Below are 23,332 nucleotides of genomic sequence, written 5' to 3'. Positions count from 1 at the left end.
CACCATGTCTGGCTTAATCCCGCAGCCATTCATTGATGATCTTCTCCACCGAACAGATCTGGTTGAATTAATTGACAGCTATGTTCCCTTGAAAAAAAGAGGGAACAGTCATATTGCTTGCTGTCCCTTTCATAACGAAAAATCTCCTTCATTTAATGTCGTTGCCAAAAAGCAGTTTTATCACTGCTTTGGCTGTGGCGCTTCAGGCAATGCGATCAGCTTTGTCATGAATTACCTCAATCAGGGATTTGTTGATGCGGTTGAAACGCTGGCTACTCGTCTGGGTTTAACAATTCCTCGTGACAAACAAACTGAAAAAAATAATCCATCGCAGGATCTTTATAAACTTTTGTCTGCCGTAAGCCTTTACTATCAAAAAAAATTAAAATATGAAGGACAACCTGCCATCGATTACTTGCGTGGCAGAGGCTTAAGTGGAGAAATCGCGAAACTGTATCAATTAGGTTATGCAAATGAAGGATGGCATCATCTTGAAAAAGCATTTCCTCGTAACCAACGTGAGTTGCTCGCAACCGGGATGTTAATTAAAAATGAAGAGGGGAAAATTTATGACCGGTATCGAAACCGAGTCATGTTCCCTATTCATGACCGCCATGGACGTATTATAGGCTTTGGCGGACGCGTCCTAGAGGCTGAACAAAAACCTAAATACCTTAATTCACCTGAAACAGTCATTTTCCAAAAAAGCAGGGAATTATATGGTTTACACCAAATTCTAAGCCAGCAAAAAACAATAGATTACATTATTGTAGTTGAAGGCTATATGGATGTGATTGCATTAGCCCAGCATGGAATTATGAATGCAGTAGCCACCTTAGGTACTACAACCAGTACATATCATATTCAACTTCTTGCGAAATATACTAAATCGCTGATTTTTTGTTTTGATGGAGATAACGCTGGAAGACAAGCTGCATGGCGCGCACTAGAAAGCAGCTTGCCACATTTGAATCTGGGGCTCGATGCCAGCTTTATGTTTTTACCTGATGGACATGATCCGGACAGTTTAGTCCGCAAGGAAGGCAAAGACAATTTTTTAAATCAGCTAAAACAAGCCACGCCACTGCATCGATTTCTCTTTGACAACTTAGCCAAAGACCTCAATTTGCTTCGTCCTGCAGGAAAAACTCAATTAATTAATTTGGCCAAACCTTTTTTACAAAAAATGAATGAGGGCTCGTACAAACAATTACTTATCGAAGATCTTGCTCGTTTAACTCATATAGAAACGCATCGCTTAAGCCAGCTAGTTAGCGAGGCATCTCGTCCAGCCCCACAGGAACAAATGATGACTATAGCGCGTACACCCATGCGCGTTGCGGTGGCCTTGCTCTTACAACATCCAGAAATTTATGCACAAATCAAACAGCACATTAATCCCGAGCTTCTGGATGCCAAAGAACATGAAATTTTAGTGCAACTGTTACAGCAACTGGCAGCAAATCCACAAGCCACTACAGCAACACTTATTGAATCATGGCGCGATCATCCTTATTTTGATTCCATGAACAGGCTTGCTGCCTGGGATCATTTGGTTCCTGAACAAGAATTAGTTAAGGAATTTATTGATATTATGGCGTTTTTACAAAAACAAAATCGTGAATTAACCATACGTGAATTAATTAATAAATCACGCCAATACGGCTTAAATGAAGAGGAAAAAATAAAGTTACAAGACATGCTAAAAGAACGCCATGTGTGACTTAGTACTTAGCAAAACATCAGAGCTACGCGTTTAGACAATGCAATTAGTATTAACCCTAACTCATACGGTGTTTCATCATGTGCTAGACTCTTGTAAAGAAGATGTCCAGAAAAAAGCAATGAAAAACTACTGGTATGTTGCAGCCTCCCGGTTTATAATTATAAGATTTTGTAATCCTAAAGAAGCAAGCAATCCAATTAGTGCTATATGATGCTGTAGATTCCATTGTTTTTTAGGATAATGTCCAATTGTCCCTAGAGAAGTGCCTATGACCATAAATGATCAAGAACAGCAAAGCTCACAGATAACCAAAGTCATTAGCCTAGGCAAGGAGCAAGGTTACCTGACTTACAGTCAGATCAATGACTTGCTGCCTAATATAGTCGATACAGAACATTTTGATGTCATTATCAGCATGCTGGAAGGCATGAACATCAAAGTATTTGAATTGCCGCCAGGTGATGATGAACTGGCACTTCTGCTCAATACAGAAGAAGTTCCAGATATCGAGGAAGCCGCAATGGTACTGGCCTCTGTAGACAAAGAAACTGGCCGTACAACCGATCCAGTTCGTATGTACATGCGTGAAATGGGTACAGTAGAGCTGTTGACCCGTGAAGGTGAGATCCGCATCGCGAAACGCATTGAAGAGGGCATTTACCAAGTACTCAAATCTTTGGCTCATTATCCAGAAACTGTCCAGTTGGTGCTTGATGATTATGATCGTTTCAATGCCCAAGAAATTCGTCTGAATGAAATTATTAGCGGTTTTTCTGATGTTGAAGATGAAGTAGCTCCTGCTGCAAGCATCGGCTCTATGCTTGATGAAGATCGGCAAGATGATGATCTGCTTCTTTCTGATGATGAAGAAGATGAAGACGGCGAAGGAGGTATGGGTGAAGTCGATGATGGTCCAAACCCAGAACAAGCCAAAGTTTATTTTGATGACTTACGTGTTACCTATGAAGAAGCACTAGCTATATTAAAAGAGCTTGGCAGAGACCATGCCAAAGCGCTGAAAGCGTTGGAAGCGATGTCTGAGTCGTTCTTAAAGCTCAAGCTTACTTCCAGACAGGTTGATCGTTTAACACGTCATTTCCGTCAGCTACGTAACCACATCAGAGAGTTCGAGCGTGGCATTATGCGCCTTTGCATTGAAAAAGCGCGTATTCCGCGAAAACTGTTTATTGATACATTCCCAGGCCAAGAAACAGACATGGAATGGCTCAATTCCATTATTAGCAAACACGGTAAAAAGCTCGATATGGACCGTATCCAGGAACATACCGAGGAGATTTTACGTATCCAATCACGATTGGTCGCATTCGAAGCCGAGTACGGTTTGACGATCGGTGAAATTAAAGACATCAACCGTAAAATGTCCATTGGCGAAGCGAAAGCACGTCGCGCCAAAAAAGAAATGGTTGAGGCCAACTTACGTTTGGTTATTTCCATCGCGAAAAAATACACCAACCGTGGCTTGCAATTCCTTGATTTAATTCAGGAAGGCAACATCGGTTTGATGAAAGCAGTAGATAAATTTGAATACCGTCGCGGTTATAAGTTCTCTACCTATGCAACCTGGTGGATTCGACAGGCAATTACCCGTTCTATCGCCGATCAAGCGCGTACCATCCGTATCCCGGTACACATGATCGAAACGATTAACAAGCTCAACCGCATTTCCAGACAAATACTTCAGGAAACTGGCCGTGAAGCCACACCCGAAGAATTGGCTGAAAAAATGGAATTGAGCGAAGACAAGATTCGCAAGGTCTTAAAAATTGCTAAAGAACCGATTTCCATGGAAACCCCAGTGGGGGATGATGATGATTCACACTTAGGTGACTTTATTGAAGACAATAACATTGAATCACCAATCGACATGGCAACTGCTGAAGGTCTGCGCGAAGCTACTCTGGAAATCTTGGAAACGCTAACCCCAAGAGAAGCCAAAGTACTCCGTATGCGTTTTGGTATCGAAATGAATACCGACCATACTCTGGAAGAAGTGGGCAAACAATTTGACGTTACTCGTGAACGAATTCGTCAAATCGAAGCCAAAGCGCTTCGCAAACTGCGCCATCCATCTCGTTCAGAGAAACTGAGAAGCTTCCTCGAAGGTGATGAAGGCTAATGATTCAAATAAAGAGGAAGGATAAAAAGGATTTGTGACCTCTTTACTCTTCCCTACTCCTCTCCCTAACAGGAGAGGAAAACTCCAAAAAAATCACAAAAAAAACTAGAACATTAAGCAAATTAAGTTTAAAATGACTCCCTCTCCGGGCCCATAGCTCAGTTGGTCAGAGCAGCGGACTCATAATCCGTTGGTCCTAGGTTCAAGTCCTAGTGGGCCCACCAACAAAATCATTTAAATTCAATAAGTTACACTTGACGCCCTGCACCCATAGAAACCCACTTCGGGACTTCTTCGGGACCTACGTGCAAAATCTAAAGCGAAATCGCACTATTATCCTTATTTACTGCTTTCTTGGATTTAAAATTTTTGTTCCGCAGCAGAGTAAGAACTACCCCGCTCTTTTGCTTTTCACAAACCCTGTTGGCCGCCTCAAAAAGATTTTGCAACTCGGCTGATGAATAATGAGTGGTAATTCGACCAGAACAATGTCCTAGCAAATCTTGCCTATCTTCAAAACTGACTCCAGCCGCACGTAAACGACGACCAAAAGTATGTTTTAAATCATGCACCCTCACATGTGGTAATCCTGCTTTTACTCTAGCGTTCCGCCAACCCGTTGATAATATCCGAGCTAAAGGCCTGCCTTTATAACTAAATACATGTGTCGGATGCTTTCCACGCTCACTACTCACAACCGATCTAGCTGTCTCGTTACAGACAACCAATCGTTCCTCACCATTTTTTACCAACTCAGCTGGTATGATAAACACCATGATATGAGGCATTTCAGGAATTTTAATTTCCCATTCCCAACGCAATTCACATATCTCACTATCCCGACATCCAGTATTGACGGCAAATAAACCCATTCTTTCCAGATGTGGCGGCAACTCACCAAAGAGTCTGTGTTGTTCATCCCAGTTCAGCGGATAAGGCTTGCGCAGATCATTCTCCGGTAAGAGTTTAATTTTGGGCGCGTTAGCCAACCAAGTTAAGCCAAACTCGTCCATCCATTCGCTTGCTGCTAGATTCATAATTCGACGCACTACCATTAAACCATGATTAATGGTTCTCGTAGATACCTCATCCTTTCTCCTACCTTCAATGAATGGTTGCAACGAGCCTATGTGAATAGATTCCAACGATAAATCACCAATGTACTTTACCACTTCGCGTAAACGCCCTGCATCATCATCAATGCTGCGTTTATGCTGGTTTTCCATCAGAAATTTAGTCGCGGCCTCCATAAAACTTCGCTTGGGTCTGACACCATATACCGTGGCTTGACGGATTTCATCAATCCGTCTTGCTAGATATTTTTCGGCTTCTTCGAGGTCGCCAGTACCAGTGCTTTCGCAAAGTCGGTATCCAAATATTTTTTTGTCAATTTGCCAGTGACTACCTTTTTTGTAGATCCCTGGTATTCGTTTTCGTCCCATATTTCCAAACTCCTTCGCTTGGATGCCGCGGGTCGATCACTACACTGTATATAATCGTCTACCCAAGCATCTAAATCAAGTCGATCAAATGCCACACCCTGTGAACCAATGGGAATTTCCATCAAGCTAGGACGTACTTCTTCATTAAAACGATGCCTATCCATGCCCACATAAGCAGGTGCATCTCTAAGACGTATTAATCTTGGTAGAATGTGATAAGTGCTCATGATTTTCCTTAATTAACTTTATAAAAATAAAATCACACAAGAATATTAATTACATTTGATCCATTGAAAAGGTGATGTTTTCATACTTCCTTAAAACTCTTAACGAACATTTTAATACTCATATCGAGCATTTATTTAATCATATTGAGTACATTCCTGCAATACATCGTATATATGAAAATTTAATGAGATATTATAAATTAGCTATACCTTTGACCCTTTTGTTTATACAATAACCGAAAGTTGATTCATGGAGAAAAAAATGGATTTATTAGACCAAATCGAACATGCAGTTGGCAGCGAATTTATAAATACAAATGAGCATGTAGAATTGTTGTTTAACGTTCAGGAAATGATCAATTCAGAACAACAGCCCCATTCAAATAAAATAGTGGAAATCTTATAGTTGATGTCAAAGCTGATAGTTTGTGGATCCGGAATAAAATCCATCTCTCACTTTACCGAAGAAACTAAATATATAATTAAAAATTCTGATAAAGTTCTATATTTAGTCAATGAGCAGAATCTCAAATCTTGGATTCAGCGTGAATCCAAAGAAGCTGAGAGTTTAGAGGATCTTTATTTTAGTAGTGATAAACGAATAGATGCTTATAGAAAAATCACAAACTACATTGTTAGCGAATATAATAAAGGTAAAATGCTTTGTGTTCTATTTTATGGTCACCCGACAGTATTTGCTGAATCAGCTTTAAATGCAGTAAAAATAATAAAAGCACTTAACGGAAATGCCACAATACTCCCAGGAATTTCAACTCTGGATTGTCTATTTAGTGATTTAGAAATAGATCCTGGTAATAAAGGATGTTTCACTATTGATGCTACTGAACTATTACTTTATGAAAGAGATATCGACATAAATGCACACGTCATTTTATGGCAAGTTGCAAACATTGGAATGCATAATATTAATCAGACTAGTAAGATGCAGGTTTTATCCGAATACCTAGCTAAGTTCTACCATCATGATCATATTGCTTACCTATATGAGGCAGCACAAATCCCTATGCAAAAACCTAGAATTGAGAAAATTACATTAAAGGATTTAGTAGATTCAAAAATCAATTCGACAACAACTTTATATATAACACCAGCAAATCAAAAAAAATTAAGTGAAAAATATCTTAATCTTCTAGAAATCAATCTCCAAGATTATAAATTATCTTGAAAGTCGGACACACCCACGAAATAGCTTCGCATCACTAGAAAAAGTCGTCGCATTATTACAATAAGAAAATAAAAAACGAGAATCCTCTTCTAATAACACATTAGGATTTTTAATCAAATTTTGACCATCCGATTTATAATGATAAAAAGTAAATTGAGTTTCTTTACTTACCTTATACAAAGAACTACCAAATGCATCACCTTTCTCTTCTGTAAACTCTTCTTGATATGCTAGTAATACATTTTTTAAGGTTTCAAGCTCCGTTAACGTGCTATTACTTTGATTAGTCTTAAAGGTATTAATTTTTGCAAACGGGCATTGCAATGGATAATAAACACTGTCATTTTTCTCTTCTAAAGAAGAAGGAACCATTACTGTAGGTGTATATTCAAGACCATAACACGTGTTGTAAATTCTTTGAACATCACTAACAGGCAAATACTGCTCATCAATAGCAGGCTTTACCCCAATACCCGATCCCATACAAATATTGAAAATGTATTTTGCCGTATCCATGATAAATGGAGTAGGCCTAAAACGATTTACTTTCCTTGCACTTAAAAATAGATCGTTACATGAAGAATCATAAGTGTTTTTAGTTAGCTTTTTCCGTAATGCCTCAGAAAAATATAGTTTTAACTTTAACCACTTATCATTCCTCTTCACTTCATCAATAAATTGTTCAGAAAAATAAAGAATCTGGCTATGCCAATTTGTAGATGTGAAGCCGTCCTGTAGGACTTCTTTAAATATACGATAGTGTTCATAAGGTGATTTTGGTGGAGGATGAGAGACATTAAAATATTTTTGTACTCGTGTATGTTTTCTTTGGCATCCTATATTAGGTAACAAAAAAGAAGACAGAGCGCCAGATGAAACTGATAAAACATTGTTATCAACTGTCTGATCTTCATCAAATACAATTTGCATATTAAAAATAGCACCTGGTCCTTGGACGCAATCAGGAAAGATCCTTTCTTCTTCCCCAAAATAGTGCCATTCACAATATTTGTCCAAAATAATACCTAAAGGTAAGCTGTTCTTTCCATAACCTAAATGTTGAAATAACTCATTATCCGTGTTGAAACTATCTATTCTTTCTAGTTTTCCTGACTTCCCAGGCAAGTATGCGTGATTTTTAATACCAAAATGCTCACCAAAGCGATAATGAGCTAGAAAAAAAGGGATTTGAGTATCTGATAAAAGCTCGTCTAAAACTTGGTAAATGGAAGGATTTACTGCATTAATTTTATTTTTAATTTCATTCCATGAAACTTTTTCGATTCGGTTCATACCTAAACGCCTGTAAATATACAGTATTACAAAATATCCTTATCTTAAAACTTAGATAATTGCAAAAAGGACTTAATACTAGCCAATTTTAATGGTAGAGTCACCCATTTCAATGGATGTGAAAGGAAAAAATGTCTAATTCAATACAACGAATGCCAAATGGAGTTACATCACTTTACTTTATTCAAGCCTGTTCAACATTTTCTTTTGCAATACTTTACTCTTCCCTCTCACTTTACATAAGCAAACAGCTTGGGTTATCTCCAACTGTCTCCAACAGTGTTGTGGGCTTATTTTTGGCCTTTAACTATGTTTTACATTTGTTTGGTGGATTGATGGGAGGTCGATATATCAGCAATCGCACTTTATTTTTTATTACAACTCTAATTCAAACATTCGGACTTATAGTGCTGGCAATATCTAAAGTCTCATTACTATATATAGGATTAAGCTTATTTTTAATTGGTTGCGGTTTGAATACTACATGTTATAACACCATTCTATCTCAACGCTTTCAACCAGATGATGATCGGAGGGATAAAGCGTTTTTTTTAAGTTATGCTGCAATGAATGTAGGATTTTTTGCTGGCTATATCAGTAGTGGATTTTATGACTATTCAAATGATTATCAACAGCTTTTTTATATTGGTGTATTAGCTAATGTTTTAACATTACTATTTATGATTTTTAGTTGGCGCAATCTGGGTGACAATGATTTATCCCTGCTCCCTAAAAACAATAGAAATAGGTTCGCTAACAACATGATTAGCATACTAGGAATTGTCATATTAATTCCCGCGTTAATTCTATGTTTTCATTCTTCTTACCTAAGCAATAGTCTTGTTATTATTACAAGTATTGCCATGCTCTTTGTAATTCTTACTTTAGGCTATCAACAAAAAAATCAAACAGATAAACAAAAAATTCTGGTCTACATAATTTTAACTGTAACATCAATTATATTTTGGATGATCTATTATACTGGGCCGATGGGCATTACTCTTTTTATTAAGAATAATGTTGACAGACATATTCTCAATTTCGAAGTTGCTACCCAATGGATTTTAAATCTTAATGCAATTGTAATTATTTTAGGTGCACCAGTTGTAGCCATTGTGATTAACAAATTAAAGAACAAAGGATACAACTTTTCTACCACATTGCAGTTTGCAAGTGCATTTATTATTTTAAGTTTTTCATTCTTTTTCTTAGCTTGTGCGGTAATATTCCCTGACAATCAAGGTTTTAGTAGCATATTCTGGATCGTACTTCATTTTGTGGCTCAAGCCATCGCAGAGTTACTAATAGGACCCGTAGGATATGCAATGATTGGGCGCATAGCACCTCTTAAGTTGCAAGGTATTTTAATGGGGACCTGGATGATGGTTTCAGGAGTTTCTGCATCATTATCGCAATACTTTTCTAATGCAATGGTACAAACACAAGCAACTGATCCTCTAACCACAAACCCAGATTACCTTCATGTATTTTACCAATTGGGACTATGGGCATTAGCAGGTGGGATTTTCTTGTACCTTATATCAGGAAAGATAAAAAATCTTATTGACGAACTATCAACAGAAGTTGTAAATGAATCAACTGTCCAAGTTTAAGCCTTATTTAATTGGTAATTTTACATGTTGATCATTAGTTAATTAATTATGCATTTTTCCTATAACATTTTCGGGGTAAACATTCTAATTTTTTTAATACGCATAACCGCTTACTCTTATTCATGTACGGAATAATCAATTTTGTTATAGATGGAGAGGACATGGAGTGTTTATCTGTTGTTTTAGCACAAAAAGAGAAAAGATATATATTTAAAAATGAATCGCAAAAGAACTTAATTAAAACTATCTTACATCATACTTCCTTAGATTTAATATCATTTGCAGAAATTCTGGAAGTTAACCCACTAATTCTTAATCATGTTGCAAATGGAAAAGAGCATCTTGATATAAACACCTTCCAAAAATTAGTCGATTGGTTTTTTATTTTTATAAATGGTTAACTCTAATTATCCCTCCCATTGCTCAATATTAATGCGACGCAGGGTCTTGCTTCTTTAAATGAAGAAGGATATCTAAAATATGGAGTCACCTCACTAACTCCATTAACTTTGTATAACTATCTATTACATCATATTTAACTTGATTTGAGGTTATTTTCCTAAAATATTTTCGAGCACAATCGATTTTATACTCCTCAATTTTTCGTAACTCCATTGAGGACATAGAGCCTTTTGTTTCAGCGATGAAATAAATATGCCTTACGCTACCCTCTTTGAATGAAATAGCCCAATCAGGATTATAATTACCAACTGGTGTTGGAATAAAAAAACCTTTTGGTAATTTTGCATAAACAACTACTTCTTCACTTGTATCAAGCTCTTCAACAAACTGACGTTCATTTTTAGAATCTGTAAAAACATAATCATAAATATGATTTTTCATAGGCTCACCAGCTCGACTAAAATCTTGTTTTGTTTTTTCTCTAGTGAAAATTTCAAAATCATAAGTTTCAGATAGTGTATTGTATGTAAGATGTTCAACGACTACGGTTGCCTTTTGTTCATTGATAATCCTTGCCGATTTTGTAATAAAATCCTCTGGATTCGATTTATATTGTTCAAAAACTTTAGGCTTTATGCTTTGTAAAATTTCTCCAATTGTAGTACGAGTTAATTGAGTTTCTTCCGCCAATTTACCAATTAGGTCATACTTCACTGAGGAATGAATACTTTTAACATGATTCACTATGGATGTTTCACTAAGTCTAAAACTCCTACCCTGATGCAAATCATCAACGGTTGGTTCATTAATTTGTTCTCCACGTTGAATTACATATTCCATTTGAGTAATGTGTAAATCATTATTCAAATTTATCACGCACTTTTTAATTAACTCTTTACTGTTGAAGCTAACCATGTAAATCGCTTTCTTATTAATTCGCTTCCAAAGTTCTTTGAATTCTTTTTTTTCAAAATTTGCATTCAATGGATTGAATTTTACTTTTCTGTCATCCTCAAAATCGGGTAAATTATGCCCAGTAAATACATTGTCTATCAGTTGTAATATGGGATTAGTATAATCTTTTAGCTCTTCCGGAAACTCAGCAACGTTTTGCAAATTTTTATCATTTAAATAAACTGATGTTAAGAAGTCATGATCATTGACATATTTATTACTTATCAAATAAGAATAAATTAGATTGGCCATCTGTTTCGTAATTATCAAGTCGCCACATGCAGTTTTGATGATTTTATCCTGAAAATACGATGCATCTGCTATACGCGGTCGAGCAGAAAGTGAATCACTAATATCTTGCTGGAGCGCAGTTACAAAATCTTTGTAGCTTTCGTTCGCTACCACAGTTAATACATTTATCTCATGAACAGTAGCTGAATCATCCATTCTATCACCTAACTGATTAACCGCTATTCGCATACCACGTCCAACCTCCTGGCGTCGATATATAGTGTTATCACTATGTTTTAGTGTACAAATGACAAACACATTAGGGTTATCCCACCCCTCACGAAGAGCTGAATGTGAAAATATAAAACGAATAGGTTCATCCAGCGATAATAAACGCTCTTTGTCTTTTAAGATTAAATCATACGCATCCACGTCATCTGTTTCGTTGGATTTTTTATTCAAAATAGGATCAATAAGATGTCTGCTTTTCTTATCTATAGAGAAATAACCATTGTGAGTCTTACATGCATCAATCTGTTTAAGATATTGCCTGTATATAGGATCCGCTTTAATTAATAGTTTTTCTAATTGGATGTTATATTCTTTTTCAAAAAGCTCAGCATATTCACCATTAAGCTGCCCATCTGAATTATAACTACGATACTTAGCTACTGAGTCAATAAAAAATAATGAGAGAACTTTGATACCTTGATGAAACAAGGCCTGTTCTTTTTCAAAATGTGCTTTAATAGTTTCACGAATTTGAATCCTACGTAAAATTGATTCATTAACATCACCAATTACTTCTCCTGTATGTAGTACAACACCATTAGTGAAGCTCACTGTATGTGTTTGTGTACTTGCCTTAATATCAGCGATTACAAATCCTTTGTATTGATCTAATCCTGAAATATGAAACAAATTATCGTTTTTCTTAAATTTACGAATCATTCGTTTTATAGGGGTAGTTTTATTTTTTTGCTTAACTTCAATTTCCATAAGAGCAATTGGCGGTTTATGTGCAGTAATTTCAAGAGATTCCAGATATAGATAAGTATTAGTACCGTTTAAACTTTTCAAAGAAATTCCACGCACAGCAATTTTCTTTACCAATTTTTGCTGATAAGCGTCCAATGCATCTAATCGATAAATCTTATTGTATTCGGTCTTATGTGTCGCAGAGTAACGTAAAATGAATAACGGGTTAAATTTTTTAAATGATTCAATTGTCTTTATACCTTCCATTTTTTGCGGTTCATCGAGAATTAAGATGGGGTGATTGTTTTTAATGACATCAATTGGTCGTCGTGATTGGAAATTGTCTAACTCTTGATCAATTCGACGAGCATCTTTGCCAGCCGCATTGAATGCCTGTACATTGATAACCATCACATTAATTCCTGAATCAGATGAAAATCCTTCCAAATTGTATAACTGCTTAGAGTTATAAATAAAGAATCTCGCTCGTTTACCATACTCTTCTAAAAAGTGATCTGCTGTGATCTCAAGGGATTTTGAAACTCCCTCACGGATAGCTATACTAGGTACAACGACAATAAATTTACTCCAACCAAATTGACGGTTTAACTCAAACATTGTTTTAATGTAGCAATAGGTTTTCCCAGTACCTGTTTCCATTTCTATATCTAGATTAATTACAAATCCTGTTTTTTTATCATGGTTCAGATTTTTGGAGATTGGTAGGTTTTGTTGAGATTGAACATTTTGAATATTATTTAATAACTGAGTTGAGGTAAGCACAATATCATGATTTTTAAACTCAGAGTCATTTTGTATTGTAGGTTGCACTCGTCCAGGGTTACTGCGATATGATGCGTAACTAATATTAGGCTGACCAGCAAAACAATCTATAACACCTTCAACTGCCTGAGTTTGATAGGGTTGCTTTTTAAATTTCAACTTCATAAAGAAAGTTCCTTCTATCATCTGATATTAAATAGTCTTTATTTCAGTACCTGGCGAAACATGTTTAAAAATTTGCTCAATATTGATTTTTACACTATCACTATCAAAACTTGAGTCACGAAAAACAACCCTCAAGGGTTTATAAGCTGCCAGTTTTTTAACAAACTCTTCGTTTATTTTTTCATCAAAACAAGCAACTAATTGATTATGATCTATAAAAAATAATATTTTTCCAGAGAAATTCTTTCGATAAATTGGCAAAGATAAATCTATTCCCCAATCCAAAAGTATTTGAAATAACAAGTCTTCAGAATTACGGTCTTCGCGAATATTATTAATATGTGAAATAAGATTACTTTGCTCAAGGATATCAGGTTCATAATATATGTCTTTCATATTAGATTTATCGATTCTTAAAACTCGAAAACCTATATCTAAATTATCAATTTTTTTATTTATGTTTTCACTTTTTATTTTATTTCCTGCTCGACGAATACGTTCTTTACAAATTTCAGCAATAGTCTTATATCCGGCTTTAAAAGCTTCACTTTGTTCATCACAAATTTCAGGTACTTGAACCATTATAAAGCGGCGAGTTCCGTTATCTTCGGCGTTAAGTTCCATAACTGCATGTGCTGTTGTGCCTGAACCGGCAAAAAAATCCAATATCAAATCATTTGATGTCGAGTTAGGTGCAATTTGAATTAATCTTTTAATAACAGCCAGTGGTTTTGGGTGATCAAAAATTTTTTTACCATCGAATAAATTCCGTAAATCTCTAGTGGCCTTTTTGTTTCCATCTAAATCATCCCATAAAGGTGATGGTCTTTTTGTTCTTCCTTCCAAATAATATTTAATATAAGGCCACCATATTTTTTTGCCGTCTTTTTCAGTTTTTTTCCACAGTATATAATTATCATTTACTAATTCTTCATATTTTTTTCTCTCCACACGCCAACATGATTCATAGCCCCCAGGTCCAGTTGGATACAAATCTTCTCCATCAGGATTTTTAATTGGATAAAACATATTAGGCCGATCTACACGTTGATCGTTGCTTCCTGTTTTTCTTAATTGATCGTACGCATATTTTCCACGCTCATCCTCGTTTTCAAATCTTTTTAAATCATGAGGTGTAAGGGGTAAACCTGTTAAACTTAAATCGGGGATTTTCGTATATGCTAAAATATAGTCGAATGATGAGCCTAACCCTCCACCATCTTGTCCCGTTGTTTGACCAGTAGCTCTTACTATATTTCCGACAAAATTTTCTTCGCCAAAAATTTCATTACAAATTTTTTTTAAATTATCAAACTCATGATCATCGATGCTAATGAAAATAATTCCATCATCTTTAAGTAAGTTACGTGCAAACTTAAGCCTAGGATACATCATGCTTAACCAATCAGAATGGAAACGTCCATTAGATTCACTATTAGTAACTAAACGATTAGAGTTTTCATCTTTCTGATTTGATTTTAAAAGATAAGACTCAATATCCTGACTAAAATTATCTTTGTATATAAAATCATTTCCCGTATTGTAGGGTGGATCAATATAAATCACTTTGATTTTATTAAGATATGTTTCCTGCAACAATTTAAGAGCTTCTAGATTATCCCCTTCAACAAATAAATTTTTAGTAGTATCAAAATAAACACTTTCATCACGATAGGGACGTAAAGTCTTAGCTATAGGTTTATTAGCTGTGATCAATGCTTCCCGTTTACCTGGCCAATTAAGTTGGTAACGCTCATCTTGACCATCTATTATTGATGTTGACAGTTCTTGTCTCAATCTATCGAAATCAATTGCCTGTTTAACTTGACCATCTCGACGCATTTCAGTCATGCAACTAGGGAATAACTCCAGTAATTTATCAATATTTTCAGAAACTAAGTCAGGAGTATGCATTTTTAATTTTCGCATTTTTTACCTCTGCAGTAATAAAAATGTTCAATTTTAATTAACTTCCATATATAGCAAATTATTGCGAAAAATTTTTTTACGTAAGCACAACTTAATTTATTAATTGCATTAATATATGTTTATTTTAGACTACTCTTATTAAATTGGTTTTCTCGAAAATTCAAATACTGTCATTGATTTTCTCAATTTCTTTAATCCATATATATATAGATGTCACAAACGTGCAACTTCAGAATTGCACTTTAAAATTTAAAAGAAAAGAGAACCGTAGGTAATAAAAATGAATGAATAAATTTTGTTAAATTTTCAGTACAAAACACACCTTTCGCATGACATAAAAATGCATTATATCTATCTGATAAATAATGAATTTTTAATTGTTCTTGTAATTTTAAAGCAAAAAATAGCGGTGAATACATGATGAATTATCTGGTTAAAATAACTCTTCTATTTAATCGGGTTTTAGCTATCTTTTCACCATTAATTCACCAATTAATCACCAAATTATTATTATCAAAAAATAATCATATTAATGTAGGGGGTATATTACTCATAGTAGAGACAAAAATGGGGGTTTTGCGAACATTGCCACTTATGAGGCTAAATAAATTTGTTTTTCAAATATTTGTTTATTTGGAGGCCAGTTTTTTGCTTAAAGTATACTTTTAGAATTAATTGAATTTTTGAAGGTTATATTGATTTAGCACTTATAACTTGGCTCTAAGTGTAGTGGATCCCACTCTCAAGTGCATATGAAATTTTATACCATTTCATTGGATTACTTAGCTAGATAAAACCCTATCTTTAGACACTAAACATACTTTAAAAAGCGAAACAATTTTATTCTTTATGCCTATGTCTATGGTGAATATCAGGATAATGATGGTGAGAATGAGTCAACTCTTCATGCTGATGAGGATGTGTGTGTGGCTCTTTACCATCCCAAGGAAAGTCGTGAGTATGTTGATGATGCTCATCATGACAATGTGAATGATTATGATATAAAGATTCATGCGTATGGATATGACTATGGCTCTCAGTGAGATGTATCCAAACCCCTGTACCCATTAAAGCAGCAGCTGCCCAAAATAATCCCGATGGCGATTCATGAAAAAATAGTATGGCGATACCAGCGCCGATGAACGGTGCTGTAGAAAAATAAGCTCCTGTTCTTGCTGTTCCAAGTCCGCGTAAAGCAAGAACGAATAGGACAAGACTGATGCCATAGCCAAAAAAACCTAGCAACATGGTATAGCTAATATTAGTCCACGCGGGAAATGTTAATCCTATAAAGAATGCCAAACTAATGTTTACTACCCCAGCGACCAACCCCTTACTTCCTGCAATAAAGAATGCATCCGAAGATGATATTTTGCGGGTGAGATTGTTATCAATTGCCCAGCATAAGCAAGCACCGGCAATACTTACAGTACCTAGCCAATTTTGCGGGGCTATTTTTTGTGGCCAAGATAATAGAACTCCGCCGGCTACGATAAGTAGCATGCCTAAAATAATACGTCGATCGGTGCTTTCCTTAAAGAATATCCATGCTAGAACAGCCGTTAATACTGCTTCGAGATTAAGGAGCAGAGAAGATGTGGCTGCACTTGTATGAGAAAGGCCGACCATTAATAAAGTTGGAGCAATCATACCGCCAAAGGCGATAGCTGCCATTAACCAGGCCCATTCACCTTTTAATAAACCTGAACCATTCCAACCTCGATCTTTTATTAGGCGCACAAATCCCAACCCCATTCCACTACCCAAATAGAGAAAACCTGCTAGGAGCAAAGGTGAAATATTACCAACTAATTGCTTAGCAAATGGGGTACTCCCTCCAAATAAAAGAGCAGCTCCAAGAGCTGATAATGTAGCGGATGATAAATGAGGCTTGAGCATATGAAATTCACTTATTAATATAGTCGATGCTAAAAAGCATCTGTAGTTAAAAATAACGAACTGCCAAGAATTAATGAAATGAAACCGTCTAAACTTTATAAAGACTAATATCCTCTTTTAGGTGTTTAACAATATCATCTAAATGATGAATAAATTTCATCATCTCTTCTATGCCACTAGAAAAAGCTGCGGTAACACGATTAATTTCATTCATACTCTCAACGATTTGCTCAATTCCAACTGCTTCTTGCCTAATAGACACCTCAATGTGTTGGCTTGAAATCGATGCTTCATTAATCATTTTACTTAACGCATGAATAACGTCGCCTGCTTTCTCAATGAGCTTAATTCCTGAATCAAGAGTGTTAGCTCCTTCCTCGGTAACGATGACCGCTTTTTCAGTGCTACGTCGTATGTCCTCAAGAATTTTTTGCACCTGTACCGTGGACTGTTCTGATTGCTCTGCAAGATTTCTTACTTCAGTTGCCACTGCGGCAAAACCTTTACCAGATTCTCCTGCTTTTGATGCTTCAATTGAGGCATTCAATGCTAACATCTTGGATTGTTGGGCAAGCGTATTTACTACTACAGTAATTTCACCGATTTGTTTCATGTGGTTACTTAAATCAAGAATAGTTTGCGCAATAAGCTTCATCTTTTCTTCTGAAGCCCTAATGCCCAGAATGCTTTGTTCTACTGAGTGCGCCCCTCGTTTTCCCTGTTCATAGGTATTTTGAGCCACTTCTCGTAAAACTTGAGCTTTAGCCATAGTTTTTTTGGAGCTATTGTCTATTTCTTCCAATGAAGCACTGATTTGATTAATCGCAGATGCTTGGGAACTAATTTCTTTTGCTTGTTTATTAGCAGAAGTGAGCACCGTTCCAACCATTGTAACGATATCACTGCTGGCTTGTGTAATTTTTTTTGTCATCGATGAAAGCCTATCCGTCATGGAATTTAAATCTCGCCCCAGATCTTGTAATATGCCTTCATTTTCTATTTCAAGACGATGACGAAGATCACCGGAAGCAACTTTACTGCTATGTAGACTAAATTTTTTCGAAGAATTAATCAGTGTTTCCAATAACACTCGAGTCTCCTCCTCTTTATGACGAAGCATTTCTTCATTCTTTTTTATTGCATCTTGCATGCTGTTTAGGGATAAAAGCAGCTTCCCTAATTTATCTGATGACATGATTTCTATTGTTACGTTTCGCTCTCCTGCTGCAATTCGCTCAGCAGCATTTATTGCATTATCTAGTGGAATGGATAATGCTCGCTGTGTGATATAAGGGACAATCACTGTTAAAACAATTGCTAAAATCAACAGCCACAAAGCGGAATCTTTTAAAGAAATTAAATTCTTATCTATTTCATTTATATGGGATTCAATTTCTTTGGATAAGTCTCTAAATAGCCCCCCTTCTCTTTTACCGGTTATCTCCGAATAAGGACCATCAATGAGATCTATCATTGATTTTTGAATGGCTCGTGTTTTGTTCCTGATATTTTCTACATTATCGGGATTATTAGGATCCCTTGGCGCATTTATTATTGATACTTGAGCTTGATACAACGATTTATAAAGCTGTTGAAGCTTTTTCCATTTATGCTGTATTTCTTGATTATCTAACACTTCGATTACTTTATCACCCTGGACTCTAACTTGATGAATTTCATTCCATGTATTATCAAAATAAGTCTTATCTTTTGGGTCTCCTGTCATTGCCCAATGCTCCAAGATGTCTTGGGATTGATAAATTTGGGCATCAAGAATAGGAGGTAAATTCTCATTTTGAATTTTATGATTCAAGTGGATTATATAGTTTACTTTAGGCACTAAAAGCATAATCAATATTAATAAAGGTAATCCAAGAGTCATAAATCCAATAAACAATCGAGTGCCCAATGGAATCACAAAACGTCGTGGGATTGCATCAGTGTTCATTACCGCCTCCTATTCAGCACGAGATCTTAAAATCCCTCTGCACATTATCGCCTCACTAAATTCTTTAATAGAATTTTTCAGGTAGCTATTCCAAAAATCATACAAAATGACCTGTATTTTGCTTAAGTCAGCATGTTCAATTAATTTAAAAATCGGAATCGATTTCTTTAATATTCCATACCTCATTGTCTATAATGTGTAATAAGCTCATACAGAAAGAAAATATATATGACAAAACATATCTTATTAAAAAATTGGAGATGCTGTCTTTTAATTTCTGTCACTTTATTATGCTCCTGTGAACATTATGTCTCTAAGAATGACCCCAAAAATAATACATCCGTTAATAAATCGTTCATTGGATATCATCCTCATGGACATGGACATGGACATCATTAATTCATTGACATGACAAAGAAGAGAAATTTGCTCATTCAGAAATCATATCAATGCAATTGAAACGATACTCCATGAAAAAAAATAGCTGCCAAGATTAGGAGTATGATTAAAAAAGAATAAAAGTGGATGGTTTTCTTATGTTTTTTGAGAAAAACCAAAACACCCACAAGCACAATACTCAACAACCCTAGCAGTACCCAAATCCAAAAATTCATTTCCATCCTTAGTGTTCCTGAACTTTCTTATTCTTATAATGTAATTCATGCACATGCTCCCCATTACCGCCAAAATCCCCAACATACTGACTTTCAGAATGCATCTCCTTAACAGTTGATTGAGTCGAAGCACAAGACACTAACCCCACTCCAAAAAAAATAATGCTCATTCTTAAAAAAAGTCTCAAACCCAATATAGTTCCTGTTTTCAGGTCATTCCTTAAAAATAGATGCATGCTACAACCCTCCCTCGATAACAACACAAATAGCCACTTTATATATTTCGTTTCAACCGGTTTACTGAATCAATTAGTTTTAAAGTATCTTGTTTCGTAAAAGGCTTCACACACTGCATTGCTTCTTGCATTTTATGCATGTCATTGTGTTGAGTCATGATTATGATTGGTGTGACTTGATTCAGCTCCGAATCCTTTTGAATACGTACAATGAGTTCTTGGTAGTTAAATCCTTGTGTTAAATTTTTATCAATTAAAATTGCATCATAACGTCTCATTAAAGCAAGTTCCAAACCTGAGTTCCCATCACAGGCCATATCCACCTTATGATTCAAATTTTGCAATTGTGCACGCAAGAGAATGCGTTCACCTAATGAATCATCGATTACTAAAAAAAGTAAAGTATCGACCATAAGACACCTCATATCACTCCCTTGCACCATCGAGTTATCCCTCTTTCGTTATTCCTATGCCTCTTGAATGTCTGCATGTCCTTTATGAGAATTCAAGAGTCGCAATCCATTTGCTACAACAATTAAACTAGCCCCCATATCCGCAAAAACAGCCATCCAAAGAGTGGCAATACCTCCAAGTGCTAAAATAAAAAATACTCCTTTAATAGCGATGGATAAACTAATGTTTTGTCGAAGAATTCTTGCTGTGTTGCGGCTCAAATCAATATATAAAGGCAGCATGGCCAAATTATCATTCATTAACGCTACATCGGCCGTTTCCAATGCCGTATCCGTCCCTTTGCCCATTGCAAAACTAATGCTGGCTTTGGCTAAAGCAGGTGCATCATTAATACCATCGCCTACCATGCCTACCGTTTGATACTGCGCCAAGAGTTGATTAATTGCTTGCAGTTTATCGGTAGGTAATACATTTGCCTTCACTTCATCAATACCCACTTGTTTCGCAATGGCATGGGCCGTTACTGCATTATCACCAGTCAGCATTGCTGTTTTTATCCCTTGCTCATGAAGCCTTGAAATAGCCCACTGACTGGACTGACGCAACGTATCAGCCACCGCAAACAGAGCAAGAACCGTATTGTTATTGCTTAAAATGACCGTGGTTTTTCCTTCTTCCTCCAATCGTTTCAGCTCTTTTTCTATTTCAGGATTGCATACGTGATTGTCTTCAGCCAGTTGGTGATTCCCTACATAAAACAGTTCCTTTTGCACCAACCCCTTCACGCCACGGCCAGGGAGCGCCTTAAACTCATCAATCTCTAATAAAGCAGTGTCAGACTGCTCTTGCTGCCAGTAAGTCACTAGAGCATGTGCTACAGGATGCTCCGAATGGCTATCAAGACTTGCTGCAATAAGCAGTAACTCTTCTTTTGTTCTACTCGAGTCATGAACAATAAAGTCCGTAACCACAGGTTTGCCTTCGGTTAAGGTGCCCGTTTTATCTAAGGCAATTAACTTTAACTGATGCCCAGTTTCTAAATAACTTCCACCTTTAATCAAAAGCCCATGCTTGGCGGCAGAGGCTAATCCGCTCACCACTGTTACCGGGGTCGAAATAACCAACGCACAAGGGCATGCAATCACTAATAAAGTGAGCGCTTTATAGATCCAGTCATAAAAAGGATAACCAAAAGCCAAAGGTGGGATTAATGCGATAAGAACTGCAATTATCACCATAATTGGCGTATAATATTGAGCAAATACATCGACAAAACGTTGTGTCGGCGCGCGCTCTGCTTGCGCCTGTTCAATGGCCTTACCAATTTTGGCAAGAAGGGTATCTCCCGATGCCTTAGTGACTTTGACCTCAAGTACCCCATACTCATTAAGCGTACCTGCAAAAACCGTATCATCTATCTCTTTACTCACCGGCATGGACTCGCCCGTAATCGGCGCTTGATTAACCGTGCTTTTACCTAAAACAACCACTCCATCTAAAGGAATACGCTCTCCAGGCTTTACTTTAAAAACAGCATCTAAGTGCACTTGCTCAATAGGAGTCGTTTGCCATTGCCCATTATCCTGTTTTACTCGTGCAATTTCCGGTGCGATTTGCATTAAACTGCGAATAGCAAGACGAGCTTTATCTAAAGAATAGCGCTCAATACGTTCAGCCAAGGCAAACAATACCGTCACCATCGCCGCTTCAGGCCATGCACCAATAAATATCGCTCCAATAATGGCAATCAACATTAAACTGTTAATATTCATTGCCTTGGTACGCAACGCCAACCACCCTTTTTTAAAGGTCGGAGGACCGCTTAAGCCAATCGCCAATAAAGCAGGAGCAATAATCCAGACTGAAAATTCCGTATTCAGATAATAGGCCATAATTTCTGAAAACAACGCCAAAATACCCGCTAGTAGAATGATTTTCCAAGAAAAATCAGAGACTGCTTTTTCGCCTTCTTTAGCTAAACGTCGTGTACCTTGGCTGCGAACACTCATGCCTAATGATTCAATGCGCTGCTGCAATGCATCAATGACAGGGAGACGATGATGAATCGTGACCTCTTCCGCAATAAAATTAAATTCCATATGCTCAATTTCAGAAACATCTTGTAACTGTTTTCTAATGAGCTGCTCTTCTGCAGGACAATCAAGCCCAGCCACAAAAAAGGTGGTTGCTGTTAATGGTGTTGTCATAAGGAGCTCCCACATTGGCCACAAAATTTAGCTCCAGCAGGAATGGATGCACCACAACGGCACACTGTATTTTGGATTGCCTGACCACATTGTCCACAAAATCGAGCTCCTGGCTCATTGCGACTTTGACACCGTGTACATATAACTCCCTGTGATTCATTTTGAGACATGTAGTTGTTGTTATGATTTTTTTGCTTATGATGGAAATTACCGTATCCATTTTGATGAGAACTACGATTTTGCCCATGATGCCCATTCAAGTAGTTACCCAGAAAGCGTTTTAAAAGGTTCATGTTAATTCTCCTCATCATCTTCAGCAAAATGGCGCAACATGTCGTCCAAAATACAACGTACATGCGTATCAAAAATACTGTAATAAATATGTTTTCCCTCACGATTGGCACTCAGTAACCGTGCAGAACGTAACAAACTTAAATGATGGCTTGCTAAGGGAACGGAAAGCTTCAATTGTTCTGCTAATTCAGACACGGATTTAGGCCCTTCTTTAAGACATGTGAGTAGAAGTCGCAAGCGATTGGGCTCGCCCATTAAATGCAATGTATCGCTTAAAGTAATCAGTTGATCGTGGGTTAGCATATTGAGTTCAACAGTTAAATAAGTATTTAACTATAAATATAGCCGAGCCTTTCATTTTGTCAAATCACGGACAGAGAGCGTTTTTTTGTACTCGTAAGAAAATTAACTTACACTAATTAAAAATCACCTACTTCGGGGAGTAACAATGAATGTTCTATTCGTCCATATGCCTTTGCTCATCGCAAGCTTTGTCTTTCTTTTAGGAATCTGTTTACTGGTGTTGACGCACCATCAACACATGCAAAGAAAAACCTATATATTAGGAACTGTTGGTTTTCTCTTGTCCTTTTTCGGCTTAATAGCAATTATCATTATTCTTTATCTCGCTTATTTTCCCAGGCTGAGGTGAAC

Annotated in this window: 18 protein-coding genes and 1 tRNA gene; 8 read left to right on the top strand and 11 right to left on the bottom strand. The window is 36.5% G+C overall.

Going from position 1 to position 23,332, the window contains the following annotated elements:
• The first annotated feature begins 4 nt into the window (after nt 1–4).
• The 3 genes from dnaG to DY223_RS02885 all read left to right on the top strand — a co-directional run bounded on the left by dnaG (nt 5) and on the right by DY223_RS02885 (nt 4,087).
• The gene (dnaG, locus tag DY223_RS02895) at nt 5–1,723 is read left to right on the top strand and encodes a DNA primase (protein ID WP_058460859.1); all 1,719 of its coding nucleotides are present in this window, start codon (nt 5–7) and stop codon (nt 1,721–1,723) included.
• 271 nt (nt 1,724–1,994) lie between these two features.
• Nucleotides 1,995–3,863 (top strand): RNA polymerase sigma factor RpoD, encoded by a 1,869-nt coding sequence (rpoD, locus tag DY223_RS02890; protein WP_058460860.1) that lies wholly within the window; start codon nt 1,995–1,997, stop codon nt 3,861–3,863.
• Nucleotides 3,864–4,010: 147 nt separating this feature from the next.
• Nucleotides 4,011–4,087: transfer RNA gene (locus tag DY223_RS02885), tRNA-Ile, on the top strand.
• A gap of 90 nt (nt 4,088–4,177) precedes the next feature.
• Here the strand turns inward: DY223_RS02885 and DY223_RS02880 are convergent.
• The gene (locus tag DY223_RS02880; RefSeq protein ID WP_174223897.1) at nt 4,178–5,305 is read right to left on the bottom strand and encodes a tyrosine-type recombinase/integrase; all 1,128 of its coding nucleotides are present in this window, start codon (nt 5,303–5,305) and stop codon (nt 4,178–4,180) included.
• A 489-nt stretch (nt 5,306–5,794) separates the two neighbouring features.
• Between DY223_RS02880 and DY223_RS19040 the strand changes: the two genes are divergently transcribed.
• Both DY223_RS19040 and DY223_RS02870 read left to right on the top strand, forming a co-directional pair.
• Complete coding sequence (locus tag DY223_RS19040; RefSeq protein WP_154669245.1) at nt 5,795–5,938, top strand: hypothetical protein; 144 nt, start codon at nt 5,795–5,797, stop codon at nt 5,936–5,938.
• Nucleotides 5,939–5,941: 3 nt separating this feature from the next.
• On the top strand, nt 5,942–6,718 hold the full coding sequence (locus tag DY223_RS02870) for an SAM-dependent methyltransferase (protein WP_058460863.1): 777 nt from the start codon (nt 5,942–5,944) through the stop codon (nt 6,716–6,718).
• Here the strand turns inward: DY223_RS02870 and DY223_RS02865 are convergent.
• A complete protein-coding gene (locus tag DY223_RS02865; RefSeq protein WP_058460864.1) occupies nt 6,710–8,011 on the bottom strand; it encodes a hypothetical protein in 1,302 nt (433 codons plus the stop codon). The genes DY223_RS02870 and DY223_RS02865 overlap by 9 nt on opposite strands.
• 131 nt (nt 8,012–8,142) lie before the next feature.
• Between DY223_RS02865 and DY223_RS02860 the strand changes: the two genes are divergently transcribed.
• A complete protein-coding gene (locus DY223_RS02860; protein WP_058460865.1) occupies nt 8,143–9,624 on the top strand; it encodes a peptide MFS transporter in 1,482 nt (493 codons plus the stop codon).
• Nucleotides 9,625–9,785: 161 nt separating this feature from the next.
• Nucleotides 9,786–10,025 carry a hypothetical protein gene (locus DY223_RS02855; RefSeq protein WP_058460866.1) on the top strand — a complete coding sequence of 80 codons (240 nt, stop codon included), beginning with the start codon at nt 9,786–9,788 and terminating at the stop codon, nt 10,023–10,025.
• Nucleotides 10,026–10,110: 85 nt separating this feature from the next.
• Here the strand turns inward: DY223_RS02855 and DY223_RS02850 are convergent, their stop codons facing one another.
• The 9 genes from DY223_RS02850 to DY223_RS02805 all read right to left on the bottom strand — a co-directional run bounded on the left by DY223_RS02850 (nt 10,111) and on the right by DY223_RS02805 (nt 22,981).
• Nucleotides 10,111–13,137 carry a type III restriction-modification system endonuclease gene (locus DY223_RS02850; protein ID WP_058460867.1) on the bottom strand — a complete coding sequence of 1,009 codons (3,027 nt, stop codon included), beginning with the start codon at nt 13,135–13,137 and terminating at the stop codon, nt 10,111–10,113.
• A gap of 27 nt (nt 13,138–13,164) precedes the next feature.
• Nucleotides 13,165–15,066, bottom strand: coding sequence for a site-specific DNA-methyltransferase (locus DY223_RS02845; protein WP_058460868.1), 1,902 nt, complete (start codon nt 15,064–15,066; stop codon nt 13,165–13,167).
• A gap of 840 nt (nt 15,067–15,906) precedes the next feature.
• Nucleotides 15,907–16,965, bottom strand: a complete 1,059-nt coding sequence (locus DY223_RS02835; RefSeq protein ID WP_058460870.1) for a DMT family transporter — start codon at nt 16,963–16,965, stop codon at nt 15,907–15,909.
• Nucleotides 16,966–17,053: 88 nt separating this feature from the next.
• Nucleotides 17,054–18,913, bottom strand: a complete 1,860-nt coding sequence (locus DY223_RS02830; protein ID WP_115684272.1) for a methyl-accepting chemotaxis protein — start codon at nt 18,911–18,913, stop codon at nt 17,054–17,056.
• A 622-nt stretch (nt 18,914–19,535) separates the two neighbouring features.
• A complete protein-coding gene (locus DY223_RS02825; RefSeq protein WP_235810591.1) occupies nt 19,536–19,763 on the bottom strand; it encodes a hypothetical protein in 228 nt (75 codons plus the stop codon).
• A 38-nt stretch (nt 19,764–19,801) separates the two neighbouring features.
• The gene (locus DY223_RS02820) at nt 19,802–20,176 is read right to left on the bottom strand and encodes a response regulator (RefSeq protein WP_058460875.1); all 375 of its coding nucleotides are present in this window, start codon (nt 20,174–20,176) and stop codon (nt 19,802–19,804) included.
• 54 nt (nt 20,177–20,230) lie between these two features.
• A complete protein-coding gene (locus DY223_RS02815; protein WP_115684271.1) occupies nt 20,231–22,384 on the bottom strand; it encodes a heavy metal translocating P-type ATPase in 2,154 nt (717 codons plus the stop codon).
• Nucleotides 22,381–22,677, bottom strand: a complete 297-nt coding sequence (locus tag DY223_RS02810) for a zinc ribbon domain-containing protein (protein WP_058461043.1) — start codon at nt 22,675–22,677, stop codon at nt 22,381–22,383. The genes DY223_RS02815 and DY223_RS02810 overlap by 4 nt, the downstream gene beginning before the upstream one ends.
• A 1-nt stretch (nt 22,678) precedes the next feature.
• Complete coding sequence (locus DY223_RS02805; RefSeq protein WP_058461042.1) at nt 22,679–22,981, bottom strand: ArsR/SmtB family transcription factor; 303 nt, start codon at nt 22,979–22,981, stop codon at nt 22,679–22,681.
• Between the two features lie 145 nt (nt 22,982–23,126).
• Here DY223_RS02805 and DY223_RS02800 point away from each other — a divergent pair, with 145 nt between their 5' ends.
• Entirely contained in the window at nt 23,127–23,330 is a 204-nt protein-coding gene (locus DY223_RS02800; protein WP_082642512.1) for a hypothetical protein, read from the top strand.
• Nucleotides 23,331–23,332 lie beyond the last annotated feature (2 nt).

Origin of the sequence: Legionella bozemanae, from assembly GCF_900450575.1 — a bacterium.
Classification (GTDB): domain Bacteria; phylum Pseudomonadota; class Gammaproteobacteria; order Legionellales; family Legionellaceae; genus Legionella; species Legionella bozemanae.
The sequence above is the reverse complement of the archived record's forward strand: the minus strand, read 5'-3'. Positions and strand labels throughout refer to the sequence as shown.

Coding starts and splice junctions, on each gene's coding strand:
- dnaG (WP_058460859.1), top strand. CDS start 5: ATGTCTGGCTTAATCCCGCAGCCATTCATTGATGATCTTCTCCACCGA.
- rpoD (WP_058460860.1), top strand. CDS start 1,995: ATGACCATAAATGATCAAGAACAGCAAAGCTCACAGATAACCAAAGTC.
- DY223_RS02880 (WP_174223897.1), bottom strand. CDS start 5,305: ATGGGACGAAAACGAATACCAGGGATCTACAAAAAAGGTAGTCACTGG.
- DY223_RS19040 (WP_154669245.1), top strand. CDS start 5,795: ATGGATTTATTAGACCAAATCGAACATGCAGTTGGCAGCGAATTTATA.
- DY223_RS02870 (WP_058460863.1), top strand. CDS start 5,942: ATGTCAAAGCTGATAGTTTGTGGATCCGGAATAAAATCCATCTCTCAC.
- DY223_RS02865 (WP_058460864.1), bottom strand. CDS start 8,011: ATGAACCGAATCGAAAAAGTTTCATGGAATGAAATTAAAAATAAAATT.
- DY223_RS02860 (WP_058460865.1), top strand. CDS start 8,143: ATGTCTAATTCAATACAACGAATGCCAAATGGAGTTACATCACTTTAC.
- DY223_RS02855 (WP_058460866.1), top strand. CDS start 9,786: ATGGAGTGTTTATCTGTTGTTTTAGCACAAAAAGAGAAAAGATATATA.
- DY223_RS02850 (WP_058460867.1), bottom strand. CDS start 13,137: ATGAAGTTGAAATTTAAAAAGCAACCCTATCAAACTCAGGCAGTTGAA.
- DY223_RS02845 (WP_058460868.1), bottom strand. CDS start 15,066: ATGCGAAAATTAAAAATGCATACTCCTGACTTAGTTTCTGAAAATATT.
- DY223_RS02835 (WP_058460870.1), bottom strand. CDS start 16,965: ATGCTCAAGCCTCATTTATCATCCGCTACATTATCAGCTCTTGGAGCT.
- DY223_RS02830 (WP_115684272.1), bottom strand. CDS start 18,913: ATGAACACTGATGCAATCCCACGACGTTTTGTGATTCCATTGGGCACT.
- DY223_RS02825 (WP_235810591.1), bottom strand. CDS start 19,763: ATGCATCTATTTTTAAGGAATGACCTGAAAACAGGAACTATATTGGGT.
- DY223_RS02820 (WP_058460875.1), bottom strand. CDS start 20,176: ATGGTCGATACTTTACTTTTTTTAGTAATCGATGATTCATTAGGTGAA.
- DY223_RS02815 (WP_115684271.1), bottom strand. CDS start 22,384: ATGACAACACCATTAACAGCAACCACCTTTTTTGTGGCTGGGCTTGAT.
- DY223_RS02810 (WP_058461043.1), bottom strand. CDS start 22,677: ATGAACCTTTTAAAACGCTTTCTGGGTAACTACTTGAATGGGCATCAT.
- DY223_RS02805 (WP_058461042.1), bottom strand. CDS start 22,981: ATGCTAACCCACGATCAACTGATTACTTTAAGCGATACATTGCATTTA.
- DY223_RS02800 (WP_082642512.1), top strand. CDS start 23,127: ATGAATGTTCTATTCGTCCATATGCCTTTGCTCATCGCAAGCTTTGTC.